We start from the raw sequence: 11,589 nt of genomic DNA on the forward strand, positions 1-11,589 counted from the left end.
TGTCTGAGTCAATCCATATCAGACACGAGTGCACACCATGCAACTCCCGGACATGAACCTGTTGGTTGCCCTCGACGCCTTACTCGACGAGGGCAGCGTTGTCGGCGCCGCACGCCGCATGAACCTGAGCCCGGCCGCGATGAGCCGGACGCTGACACGCATCCGTGAGGCCATCGGTGATCCCATTCTGGTACGCGCAGGGCGAGGGCTGGTGCCGACACCCAAGGCCCTGCAGTTGCGTGAACAGGTGCGCGACGTGGTGGAGCAGGCCGCGCTGCTGTTTCGATCGGCCGATGCCGTGGAACTGGGCTCGTTGCGCCGACGTTTCAGTATCCGGGCCAATGACTTTTTCGTGGGCGTGTACGGCGGCAAGCTGTTCGATACGATGGACCGCCAGGCGCCACACTGCGAGTTGCGCTTCGTCCCGGAGGGTGATGGCGACGATGAAGCGCTACGCGAAGGGCGGATCGATCTGAGTATCAGCAATACCCGGCCGCAGACCCCGGAAGTGAAAGTCCAGAATCTGTTTTCGACCCACTTTGTCGGCCTGGTACGCGCGGACCATCCGTTGTTCGACGAAGAAATCACCGCCGAGCGCTATGCGGGGTTCTCCCATATCAGCATGTCCCGGCGAGGCATCGCCCGCGGGCCGATCGACACAGCGCTCAATGCCCTGGGGCTGGAGCGACGGGTTGCGGTCATTGCCCCGAGCTTCCATGCGGCGATGTTCGCCCTGCCCGATTCGGATCTGATCCTGCCAGTGCCCAAGGAAGCACTGCTGAGCGTGCGACGCCTGGGGCTGAAACTGCGCTCGTTCGACCTGCCGATCCCGTTACCGACCCTGATGCTGACCCAGGCCTGGCATCCGCGCTTCGACAAGGACCCGGCTCACCGCTGGATGCGCGAAACGCTCAAGGCGTGTTGCGACGAGACATGGCTCGCTGCCCAGCCAGCCTGAGTTGTAGGCCAGCTCCGGGTGCTGCAATCCCGGGGAACACAGAAACAAGAATGCGGAACTGTTGGAGTTCGCGTTTCTCTGTAGGAGCCGGCTTGCTGGCGATGGTCGATAACGATAAAGCGTATGAGCTGAATGAATGCGGCGTATTTGAGACCATCGCCAGCAAGCCGGCTCCTACTGGTATGACGCTCTGCGTACTTCCCGGGATTGCCTGAAGAACCCGAAATAAGCCATATCGTTATTCACTAATGGTATTTAAATTAGTCCTCTTATACCTATAAAGTCACTCTCCTGCGTACCTGCCGACCAATCGGCGCGCCGCACGACCGAACCAACACGGGACCACCGTGAGTTTCTGATCGACGCGCGCCTTTGAGCGTGCCGTGCGTGGGAGAGATTTATGTCTGCAGCTTCAGCATCGCCAGCTATCGCGCCACAGTTCTTCGAGATTCGTCCCTTCATCGGCGCAGTGGGCGCCGAAATCGTCGGGCTCGACTTGTCCCGTCCAATCAATGACCAGGACTTCGCCCGCATCCACCGCGCGCATCTGGACCATCACGTGGTGGTGTTCCGCGACCAGCGCATCACCCCCGAGCAGCACATCGATTTCAGCCGTCGCTTCGGCGTGTTGCAGATCCATGTGCTCAAGCAGTTTTTGCTGGCGGGGCACCCGGAAATCCTCATTGTTTCCAACATTATTGAAAACGGCCAATCCATCGGTCTCGGCGATGCCGGCAAGTTCTGGCACTCCGATCTCTCCTACAAGGAACTGCCAAGCCTGGGCTCGATGCTGCATGCCCAGGAGTTGCCATCCGAAGGTGGCGACACGTTGTTCGCCGACATGCACAAAGCCTGGGACAACTTGCCCGAAGCACTGCGCAAAGCCGTCGATGGTCGCTCGGCCGCGCATTCCTACACGGCGCGTTACAGCGAGACCAAATTCGAAGGCAACTGGCGCCCGACGCTGACCCCGGAACAACTCGCCCAGGTCGCCGAAGTGGTTCACCCGATCGTGCGGACTCACCCGGAGAACGGCCGCAAGGCGTTGTTTGTCAGTGAAGGATTCACCACACGCATCGTTGGCCTTCCCGAAGACGAGAGCAAACAGCTGCTGGCCGAGCTCTACGCCCACAGCGTATTGCCGCAAAACATCTACCGCCATCAATGGCAGCCCCATGACCTGGTGTTCTGGGACAACCGTTCGCTGATCCACCTTGCCGCCGGATGCCCCAGTCATCTGCGCCGCAAGCTGTATCGCACCACCATCCAGGGCGACGCGCCTTTCTGATTTGTCGGAGATCGATCATGTCCAAACGTATTCCATTTGCACCCCTGGCCGCCGCCATCGGCCTGGGTTTCAGCCTGATCGCCGGCAGCCTGGTGGCGCCGACCGTGGCCCATGCCGAAGGTGAAATCCGTATCGCCGAACAATTCGGCATCGTTTACTTATTGCTCAACGTGGTTCGCGATCAGAATCTGATCGAGAAATACGGCAAGCAGGAAGGCATCGACATCAAGGTCGACTGGACCCAGCTTTCCGGCGGCGCGGCGGTCAACGATGCATTGCTCTCCGGTTCCATCGACATTGCCGGGGCCGGTGTCGGCCCGCTGCTGACCATCTGGGACCGCACCCACGGTAAACAGAACGTCAAAGCCGTCGCCTCCCTGGGTAACTTCCCGTACTACCTGGTGAGCAACAATCCGAAGGTCAAAACCATTGCCGACTTCACCGAGAAGGACCGCATTGCAGTGCCGGCGGTGGGTGTGTCGGTGCAGTCGCGCTTCCTGCAATATGCTGCCGCCAAGCAGTGGGGCGACAAGGAATTCAACCGCCTCGACAAGTACACCATTGCCGTCCCGCACCCCGATGCGACAGCGGCGCTGGTGGCTGGCGGTACCGAACTGACCGGGCACTTCTCCAACCCGCCGTTCCAGGATCAGGCACTGACCAATCCCAATGTGCACGTGGTATTGAACACTTACGACCTGCTCGGCCCGAACTCGCCGACAGTGCTGTTCGCCACTGAAAAATTCCGCGACGAAAACCCGAAAACCTATAAGGCTTTCATCGACGCCCTGACCGAAGCTGCGCAGTTTGCCCAGAACGACAAAGGCGCGGCGGCCGACACCTATATCCGCGTGACCAAGGCGAAAATCGACCGCGCAGAGCTGCTGAAGATTATCGACAACCCGCAGTTCGAATTCAGTGTCACGCCGAAAAACACCTACCCGCTGGCCGAGTTCCTCTACCGCGTGGGCGCTATCAAAAACAAACCGGACTCGTGGAAGGACTATTTCTTCCAGGACGCCAAGCTGCTGCAAGGGAGCTGACCGAAATGAATGCCCCTTTGCAAGGCCACACGGTCAGCAAACCGACCACGGCAGCGCAGGCGCTGCTGTCGGTCGATAACGTCAGCCTCGAATACCGCACGCCGCAGCGTGTGGTTCGAGCGACCCACCAAGTCAGTTTCGAAGTCGACCCGGCGGATCGTTATGTCCTGCTCGGCCCGTCCGGTTGTGGCAAGTCGACCTTGCTCAAGGCGGTCGGTGGTTTTATCCAGCCTGTTGAAGGAGAGATTCGCCTGCAGGGGCAGACCGTCCACGCACCGGGGCCGGATCGCATCGTCGTGTTCCAGGAGTTCGATCAACTGCCGCCATGGAAAACCGTCAAACAGAACGTGATGTTTCCACTGCTGGCGTCTAAGACTCTCAAGCGTCGCGACGCTGAAGAGCGTGCGCTGCATTACCTGGAAAAGGTGGGGCTGGCGGCGTTTGCCGATGCCTATCCACATACGTTGTCGGGCGGCATGAAAGCTCGGGTTGCCATCGCCCGGGCGTTGGCGATGCAGCCGAAAATCCTGTTGATGGACGAACCCTTCGCTGCCCTCGACGCGCTGACCCGGCGCAAGATGCAGGAAGAATTGCTGCTGCTGTGGGAAGAGGTGCGCTTCACCCTGTTGTTCGTCACCCACTCCATTGAAGAGGCGCTGGTGGTGGGCAATCGCATCCTGTTGCTGTCGCCGCATCCGGGGCGGGTGAGGGCGGAAGTCCACAGCCACCAATACGATCTGCACAGCCTCGGTGGCGTGGCGTTCCAGGAATCGGCGCGGCGTATTCATCGGCTGTTGTTCGATGAAGGTCAGTCGCCGCAAATCGAGCGCGAACTGGATTTTACTGATATCCGCATTGCTTATTGAGCTGCCTGGAGGATTGCCCGATGAGCCAATCATCATCCCTGCGTAAAGAATTCGAAACCGTTCTACAGCCACTGACCAGCGTGCCGCTGGAGCGAGAGTTGCCCCTCGGCCAACGTTTGTGGCAACAGGGCTGGCTGCGCAAAAGCCTGATCCTGATTTTGCTCGCGGTGCTCTGGGAGGCCGTCGCCCGTTATCAGAACAACGACCTGCTGCTGCCGAGCTTCCTGCAAACTGGTCATGCCTTGTATGACGGCCTGCTCAGTGGTGAATTGCTGGGCAAGGTGTGGATTTCCCTGGTGGTGTTGCTCAAGGGTTACCTGATCGGCATCGTCCTGGCGTTTGCCCTGACCACACTGGCGGTGTCGACGCAGTTCGGCCGGGATCTGCTGAGCACATTGACGTCGATGTTCAACCCGCTGCCGGCCATTGCACTGTTGCCGCTGGCGTTATTGTGGTTTGGCCTGGGACAGAACAGCCTGATTTTCGTGCTGGTGCATTCTGTGCTCTGGGCCTTGGCACTGAACACTTACGCAGGCTTTCTCGGCGTCTCGGAAACCCTGCGCATGGCCGGGCGCAACTACGGCCTCAAGGGCATGCGTTTCGTGTTGTTCATCCTGATCCCGGCAGCGTTGCCGTCGATCCTCGCCGGCCTGAAAATCGGCTGGGCGTTTGCCTGGCGCACCCTCATTGCTGCCGAACTGGTGTTTGGTGCTACCAGCGGCAAAGGCGGTTTGGGCTGGTACATCTTTCAGAATCGCAATGAGCTTTATACCGACAAGGTGTTTGCCGGGTTGGCGGTGGTGATTTTGATTGGCTTGCTGGTGGAGAATCTGGTGTTTGATACGTTGGAGCGGGTGACGGTGAAGCGGTGGGGGATGCAGCGGTGAGGCGTTGTCAGCCGGTTTGATTTTTATCGCCTCAGGATCAACCCCGCTAATTGTTTCGTCTGAATAAAATTAATCAATGGTCCCCTGTGGGAGCTATGTCAGGAGGCTATTGTTGCGCCTGACGCACTTATAACCTGCCAATAAGTTGATTTTCGTCAGCAACTACGCTTCTTAAAATGCTTCGGTATTCTCCCGGAGCTCGCAGTACATGACTTCCCTCACGGTCACGATGCCTGTAGCCGCGCCCAGCCCGGTAGCCGCCGCACCAGCGGTCCTCGGCCCACGGATCATCATCGGTCTGGTCGGTGTACTGCTGGCGGTGTTGGTATCGGGCCTGAACGAGATGGTGACCAAGGTCGCGCTGGCCGATATTCGCGGCGGGTTGTCCATCGGCTACGACGAAGGCACCTGGTTGGTCGCCAGCTACACCGCCACCTCGGTGGCCGCCATGGCCTTCGCGCCGTGGTGCGCGGTGACCTTTTCATTGCGCCGTTTCACCCTGTGCGCCATCGGCGTATTTACCTTGCTGGGCGTGGTGAGTCCGTTCGCCCCGAACTACGAAAGCCTGCTGCTCCTGCGCACCCTGCAAGGCCTGGCGGGGGGCGCGTTGCCACCCATGTTGATGACCGTAGCCCTGCGCTTTCTGCCGGCCAACGTGAAGCTGTACGGCCTGGCCGGTTATGCTCTGACGGCTACCTTCGGACCGGGACTGGGTACACCGCTGGCCGGATTCTGGACTGAGTATGTCGGTTGGCAATGGACCTTCTGGCAAATCGTCGCGCCCTGCCTGATTGCCATGGTCGCGGTGGCTTACGGCTTGCCGCAGGATCCGCTGCGACTGGAACGCTTCAAGGCATTCAACTGGCGCGGATTGCTCCTGGGTTTTCCGGCGATTTGCATGCTGGTGATCGGCATCCTGCAGGGCAATCGCCTGGACTGGTTCGAGTCGGACTTGATCTGCGCATTGCTCGGTGGCGGCCTGCTGCTGTTGCTGGCTTTTCTGATCAACGAATGGTCGCAGCCCATTCCGTTTTTCAAGTTACAGATGCTCGGCATCCGCAATCTGTCATTCGCCTTGATGACCCTGGCCGGGGTGCTGGTGGTGTTGCAGGCGGTGGTCATTATTCCGTCCGGCTACCTGGCGCAGGTGCAGGGTTATCGCCCGCTGCAGACCGCGCCAATCATGCTGCTGGCTGCGCTGCCGCAGTTGATCGCGCTGCCGTTGGTGGCGGCGTTGTGCAACCTGCGTTGGGTCGATTGCCGGTGGGTGCTGGGGATCGGCCTGGGCATGCTGGCGCTTTCGTGCATCGGTGGTTCGCAGCTGACATCGATGTGGATTCGCGACGATTTCTATGTACTGCAATGGCTGCAGATTTTCGGCCAGCCGATGGCGGTGTTGCCGCTGTTGATGCTCTCCACCGGCAGCATTCACCCGATGGAGGGGCCGTTCGCATCCTCCTGGTTCAACACCGTGAAAGGCCTGGCGGCGGTGATCGCCACCGGCGTGATCGAGGCACTGACCACGGCGCGCCTGCATTTCCATTCGACCATGCTGGTCGACAACCTCGGTAACTCGCCATTGGCCGAGCGCGACAGTGCGGGGCTCGCCCATCGTCTGCACGAACAAGCGCTGGTGCTGACCTCTTCAGACCTTTACCTGTGCATGGCCGGCGTCGCAGTGGCGTTGATCCTGCTGATTTTCTGGCTGCCGACGCGGATTTATCCGCCACGGGCGCCGACCTGATCGCTTCACTGAAACAGAAGGTTTTCATGACGACTCAAGCAAAGCAAAAAATAGCGGTGGCCGTGGCCGTCGCACTGGCTGTTGGCGTGTTGCTGTACCTGACGATGCCCGGCCTGTTCGGCAAGCGCACCAGCCAAAACACCAATGATGCATTCGTTTCCGCCGATTTCACCCTGGTGGTGCCGCGGGTGGCCGGGTTCATCAAGGAAGTGCTGGTGGAGGACAACCAGCAGGTCAAGGCCGGGCAGTTGTTGGCACTGATCGACGACCGTGACCTGCGTGCCGCCGCCGAGGCCGCTGATGCGCAAACGCTGATGGCCCGCGCACAACTGCAAAACGCCCGGGCAACCCTGGAACGCCAGGCTTCGGTGATCGCCCAGGCACAGGCGTCGGTGGTCTCGGCCAAGGCCGAAATGGCCTTCGCCCAGCAGGAACTGAACCGCTACAACCACCTTGCGGGAGTGGGGGCCGGCACCGTGCAGAATGCGCAGCAGGCCAGGACCCGCATCGATCAGGCCAGCGCGCGGGTGGATACGGCCACGGCAGTGCTGGCGGCCGAGCGCAAGCAAGTGGAAATCCTCGCCGCACAGCGTGACGCCGCCGACGGTGGCTTGAAGCGCGCGCAGGCGGCACTGGAAATTGCCAGCTACGAACTGTCGTACACGCGCATCGTTGCGCCGCAGGATGGTGTGATAGGTGAGCGCGCGGTGCGGGTCGGTGCTTATGTGACACCGGGCAGCAAGCTGCTGGCTGTGGTTCCGTTGCATCAGGCCTACGTGGTCGCCAATTTTCAGGAAACCCAACTCACCGATGTGCAACCGGGGCAACAGGTCCAGGTGCGCGTCGACAGCCTTGGCGGCGCGGCACTGAACGGTCGGGTCGAAAGCATTGCACCGGCCACCGGGGTCACGTTCGCCTCGGTCAAACCGGACAACGCCACCGGCAACTTCACCAAGGTGGTACAGCGGATTCCGGTGAAAATTGTGCTGGAGCCGGGGCAGCCACTGGCTGAGCGTGTGCGGGTGGGGATGTCGGTGGAGGCGAGGATTGATACCGCCAGTGCCGGCACCGAGCATGAGGTTGCGCAACGATGAGGAGGCTTGGTGACTGGTCTGACGCTTTCGCGAGCAAGCCCGCTCCCACACTTGATCTGCAGGGTGGTCAAGCTCCCTGCATAAAAGGAAATCCCGTGTGGGAGCGGGCTTGCTCGCGAAGAGGCCGTGCGCCGCAACTCATCCTGAGCGCCGTGTTCGCCGTAAGCCTCAGTGCCTGCACAGTAGGCCCGGATTTCCACAAACCCGAAGCCCGGCAGATCGCAGAGTGGTCCAGGCCATCAAAAGCCGCGGACAGCCAAATCATTAACGAGACAATCAACGAACGCTGGTGGGAGGTTTTCAACGACCCGAAACTCTCCGAACTGAGCCAGCGCGCCCTTGCCGACAACCTCGACCTGAAGATTGCCAGCAGTCGCCTGCAGCAAAGCCGCGCCGTACGCCAGGTGATCACTGCCGAGCGCTATCCGAACACCGCCGCTACCGGCAGTTATACCCGTAAACGCAATAGTGGCGAAGGTCTGAGCGACCCCTCGGGACACAACGGCAATTCGGCGTTCAATCTTTGGGACGCAGGCTTTTCAGCGTCCTGGGAACTGGATTTCTGGGGCCGGGTGCGCCGCGAAACCGAAGCGGCAGACGCCACACTTGAGGTCGCGGAAAACGATCGTCGTGGGGCGCTGTTGTCGGTGCTGGCCGAAACGGCCCAGGACTACATTCAGCTGCGCGGTGTGCAAAACACTCGGGCAGTCACCGAGCAGAACCTCGACGTCGCTCGCCACAGCTTGAAGCTCTCACAGTTACGCCTGGCCGACGGGGTGGCGACGGACCTGGACGTCGCCGAGGCTGCCGCGCAAGTCGCGGCCATCGAATCGCGGCTGCCGGCCCTGGCGCAGCGTCAGTCGCAACTGATCAACGCCTTGAGTCTGTTGATGGGTGAACCGCCACAGGCGCTGGCGGCGGAGTTATCCACAGACGCGCCAGTGCCGCAGACGCCGCGTCAGGTCGCCATCGGAGTGCCGTCGCAACTGGCCGAGCGCCGTCCGGATATCCGTCAGGCCGAGGCCCGCCTGCATGCGGCGACGGCCAACATCGGCGTGGCGAAGGGCGATTTTTATCCGCGTATCATCCTGTCGGGCAATTTAGGTTCGCAGGCCATGCAATTGAGCGATTTCGGTTCATGGAACTCGCGCTCGTTCGGTATCGGCCCGCAGTTCAGCCTGCCGCTGTTCGACGGTGGCCGCTTGCGCGGCGTGCTTGAGCTACGCGAAGCGCAACAGCAGGAGGCGGCCATCGCCTATCAGCAAACCGTACTGCGCGCCTGGCATGAAATCGACGATCAGCTGACAGCCTACAACGCCAGTCAACTGCGCCGCGACAGCCTGGCCGAAGCCGTGCGCCAGAACCAGATCGCCCTGCGTACCGCGCAACAGCAATACGTGGAAGGGGTGGTGGATTTCGTCAATGTACTCACCGTGCAAGGCGCCTTGCTGACGACCCAGGAGCAATGGGTCGAAAGTTCCACCGGTGTGTCGCTGGCGGCCGTCGGGTTGTACAGGGCGCTGGGCGGTGGTTGGCAGTCGGTGTATCCGTTGGCGGTGAACACTCGATAAACGCCAGCGGCTCAGGGTTTCGCCGACAGATCGGCCATGCCCTTGAGCAACTCGATCGGCAATGGAAAGACGATGGTCGAGCTCTTGTCGCCGGCAATCGAGCTGAGTGTCTGCATATAGCGCAATTGCATGGCGCCCGGCTGCCGGCCAAGCATTTCGGCGGCCTGCATGAGCTTTTCCGAGGCCTGTAATTCGCCTTCGGCGTGAATCACCTTGGCCCGCCGTTCCCGTTCGGCCTCGGCCTGCTTAGCGATGGCGCGGACCATCGATTCGTTGAGGTCAACGTGCTTGATCTCAACGTTGGCCACCTTGATCCCCCAGGCGTCGGTCTGGGCGTCGAGCACTTGCTGGATATCGATGTTCAACCGTTCCCGCTCGGCCAACAACTCATCGAGCTCATGCTTACCCAGCACCGCGCGCAACGTGGTCTGAGCCAATTGGCTGGTGGCCATCAGGAAGTCTTCGACCTGAATGATTGCCTTCTGCGGATCGAGCACGCGGAAATACAGCACCGCATTGACCTTCACCGAGACGTTGTCGCGGGTGATCACGTCTTGCGGCGGTACGTCGAGGACTACCGTGCGCAAATCGACGCGAACCATTTGCTGGACCACCGGAATCAGCAGAATCAGACCGGGCCCCTTGACCTGCCAGAAGCGCCCGAGCTGGAACACCACTGCACGCTCGTACTCGCGCAGGATACGAAACGTCGAACCCGCCAGCGCGATCAGCAACAACAGCAGCGCGACAAAGCCCAGTTGCACACCCATGACTATTCTCCACCCGGTGCCGCGTCAGCCGCGGCCACTTGCAGCAGCAATCCCTTGCGCGCTACCACCCGCACCCGTTGTCCGGGTTGCAGCGGCGTCGCGCTGAGCACTTGCCATTGTTCTCCTTGCAGATGCACCCAGCCGCCATGGGCGTTACCAGCCTGCAATGAGGTTATCGGTGCCACGCTGCCGACGAGGCCGGCATCACCGCTGACCGTGTGGCGCGGCCGGGTTTTCAGGGCGTGGATCACCAGCAGGAGCAGCAGCAGGGCGCTGACCAGTCCCAGACCGATCATCAAGGGCACGGGGACTTCGGTGTTGGTGAGGATGACCGCACCGATCACGAACATCACGATCCCGCCCAAGCCGATCACGCCGTAGTTGGGCAGGGCGGCCTCGGCTATCAGAAACGCGATGCCGAAGGTGATCAGCCAGATCCCGACGGGGTTGGGAGCCAGCAGTACAACCGAGTCTGCGGCACAGACCGATCCGCTCAGTGCCAGGAACAGCGCAACAGCACAACAACGAGTGTTCACTTGACCCTCCGGGAGAGTCATGGGGTGGCTCTGTATACAGTTTAGTTGAGCCTTGGGTTGTATGAATTTCGCTCAATTGTCGGCGGTGTCCGATGGGCGGAATTCCAGCCGGAACACGCCAGCGGGCCTAGACTTTCAGTACTGCGAAAATGTTAACCATCGTCCGCAAATGGTTGTTGCGCGGACACCGAGGTGCATCATGCGTATGGCAAGAACCGTGCAGCGCAGCCTGGACAAGGCTCAATGCGAATATGACATCGTCAGCCACCCACATTCGGCCAGCAGCCTGGAAACGGCGCGGGTCGCCGGCATTCCTGCGGAACGGGTGGCGAAATCGGTGATCCTTGACGACCACCATGGTCACTATCTGATGGCGGTACTGCCCGCCAGCCGTCACCTGGACCTGAGCAAGGTGCGCAGCAGTGGCCAATGGCAAGTTTCCCGTGAAAGCAATCTGGCGCACCTGTTTGATGATTGCGAGCGCGGCGCCGTGCCTGCCTTGGGTGAAGCCTATGGCTTGGACGTGGTGATCGACCCACTTTTGACTCGGCAGAAAGACATCTACCTGGAGGCTGGGAACCACACCAACCTGCTGCGTATGGACATGCCCGAGTACCTGAAAATGGTGCCGCATGCCGAGGTGCGGGAATTGAGTCATTAGTTCTGCAGTGTTTTCGCTGCCGTCATCGCGAGCAGGCTCGCTCCCACAGGTTTTTTGATCGATACAGATCCTTGTGGGAGATTCTATGGTTGAGGGGAAGCCCTCAACTGACTTTTGGCTGATATTCGCTTTGTCCTTTCAGCAAGGCGAATACCACCCGAGCAAGCTTGC

11 protein-coding genes are annotated in these 11,589 nt (G+C 60.6%); 9 read left to right on the forward strand and 2 right to left on the reverse strand.

The features are described 5' to 3' along the window. The first annotated feature begins 37 nt into the window (after positions 1 to 37). The 8 genes from ASE98_RS13965 to ASE98_RS14000 all read left to right on the forward strand — a co-directional run bounded on the left by ASE98_RS13965 (position 38) and on the right by ASE98_RS14000 (position 9,451). Positions 38 to 958: a LysR family transcriptional regulator gene (locus tag ASE98_RS13965; RefSeq protein WP_060541917.1), complete on the forward strand. Its 921-nt coding sequence runs from the start codon at positions 38 to 40 to the stop codon at positions 956 to 958. 400 nt (positions 959 to 1,358) lie between these two features. After that, positions 1,359 to 2,246 (forward strand): TauD/TfdA dioxygenase family protein, encoded by an 888-nt coding sequence (locus ASE98_RS13970; protein ID WP_060541918.1) that lies wholly within the window; start codon positions 1,359 to 1,361, stop codon positions 2,244 to 2,246. 17 nt (positions 2,247 to 2,263) lie between these two features. Then, on the forward strand, positions 2,264 to 3,289 hold the full coding sequence (locus ASE98_RS13975; RefSeq protein ID WP_060541919.1) for an ABC transporter substrate-binding protein: 1,026 nt from the start codon (positions 2,264 to 2,266) through the stop codon (positions 3,287 to 3,289). 5 nt (positions 3,290 to 3,294) lie between these two features. Next, a complete protein-coding gene (locus ASE98_RS13980) occupies positions 3,295 to 4,155 on the forward strand; it encodes an ABC transporter ATP-binding protein (protein WP_060541920.1) in 861 nt (286 codons plus the stop codon). Positions 4,156 to 4,175: 20 nt separating this feature from the next. After that, on the forward strand, positions 4,176 to 5,042 hold the full coding sequence (locus tag ASE98_RS13985) for an ABC transporter permease (RefSeq protein WP_060541921.1): 867 nt from the start codon (positions 4,176 to 4,178) through the stop codon (positions 5,040 to 5,042). Positions 5,043 to 5,250: 208 nt separating this feature from the next. Beyond that, a complete protein-coding gene (locus ASE98_RS13990; RefSeq protein ID WP_060541922.1) occupies positions 5,251 to 6,786 on the forward strand; it encodes an MFS transporter in 1,536 nt (511 codons plus the stop codon). A 26-nt stretch (positions 6,787 to 6,812) separates the two neighbouring features. Beyond that, positions 6,813 to 7,880, forward strand: coding sequence for an HlyD family secretion protein (locus tag ASE98_RS13995; RefSeq protein WP_060541923.1), 1,068 nt, complete (start codon positions 6,813 to 6,815; stop codon positions 7,878 to 7,880). Further along, entirely contained in the window at positions 7,877 to 9,451 is a 1,575-nt protein-coding gene (locus ASE98_RS14000) for an efflux transporter outer membrane subunit (RefSeq protein WP_060541924.1), read from the forward strand. The genes ASE98_RS13995 and ASE98_RS14000 overlap by 4 nt, the downstream gene beginning before the upstream one ends. 11 nt (positions 9,452 to 9,462) lie before the next feature. On the opposite strand, the gene ASE98_RS14005 is transcribed toward ASE98_RS14000, so the two are convergent. Then, positions 9,463 to 10,221, reverse strand: coding sequence for a slipin family protein (locus tag ASE98_RS14005; protein ID WP_060541925.1), 759 nt, complete (start codon positions 10,219 to 10,221; stop codon positions 9,463 to 9,465). A 2-nt stretch (positions 10,222 to 10,223) separates the two neighbouring features. Next, a complete protein-coding gene (locus tag ASE98_RS14010) occupies positions 10,224 to 10,757 on the reverse strand; it encodes an NfeD family protein (protein ID WP_060541926.1) in 534 nt (177 codons plus the stop codon). A 199-nt stretch (positions 10,758 to 10,956) separates the two neighbouring features. Here ASE98_RS14010 and ASE98_RS14015 point away from each other — a divergent pair, with 199 nt between their 5' ends. Continuing rightward, positions 10,957 to 11,418 carry an aminoacyl-tRNA deacylase gene (locus ASE98_RS14015; RefSeq protein WP_060541927.1) on the forward strand — a complete coding sequence of 154 codons (462 nt, stop codon included), beginning with the start codon at positions 10,957 to 10,959 and terminating at the stop codon, positions 11,416 to 11,418. The last annotated feature ends 171 nt before the right edge of the window (positions 11,419 to 11,589 follow it).

The organism is Pseudomonas sp. Leaf48 (assembly GCF_001421885.1).
GTDB lineage: Bacteria > Pseudomonadota > Gammaproteobacteria > Pseudomonadales > Pseudomonadaceae > Aquipseudomonas.

What these genes read in the sequence shown, in the direction of transcription:
- ASE98_RS13965 (WP_060541917.1), top strand. Translation starts at nt 38, where the DNA reads ATGCAACTCCCGGACATGAACCTGTTGGTTGCCCTCGACGCCTTACTC.
- ASE98_RS13970 (WP_060541918.1), top strand. Translation starts at nt 1,359, where the DNA reads ATGTCTGCAGCTTCAGCATCGCCAGCTATCGCGCCACAGTTCTTCGAG.
- ASE98_RS13975 (WP_060541919.1), top strand. Translation starts at nt 2,264, where the DNA reads ATGTCCAAACGTATTCCATTTGCACCCCTGGCCGCCGCCATCGGCCTG.
- ASE98_RS13980 (WP_060541920.1), top strand. Translation starts at nt 3,295, where the DNA reads ATGAATGCCCCTTTGCAAGGCCACACGGTCAGCAAACCGACCACGGCA.
- ASE98_RS13985 (WP_060541921.1), top strand. Translation starts at nt 4,176, where the DNA reads ATGAGCCAATCATCATCCCTGCGTAAAGAATTCGAAACCGTTCTACAG.
- ASE98_RS13990 (WP_060541922.1), top strand. Translation starts at nt 5,251, where the DNA reads ATGACTTCCCTCACGGTCACGATGCCTGTAGCCGCGCCCAGCCCGGTA.
- ASE98_RS13995 (WP_060541923.1), top strand. Translation starts at nt 6,813, where the DNA reads ATGACGACTCAAGCAAAGCAAAAAATAGCGGTGGCCGTGGCCGTCGCA.
- ASE98_RS14000 (WP_060541924.1), top strand. Translation starts at nt 7,877, where the DNA reads ATGAGGAGGCTTGGTGACTGGTCTGACGCTTTCGCGAGCAAGCCCGCT.
- ASE98_RS14005 (WP_060541925.1), bottom strand. Translation starts at nt 10,221, where the DNA reads ATGGGTGTGCAACTGGGCTTTGTCGCGCTGCTGTTGTTGCTGATCGCG.
- ASE98_RS14015 (WP_060541927.1), top strand. Translation starts at nt 10,957, where the DNA reads ATGCGTATGGCAAGAACCGTGCAGCGCAGCCTGGACAAGGCTCAATGC.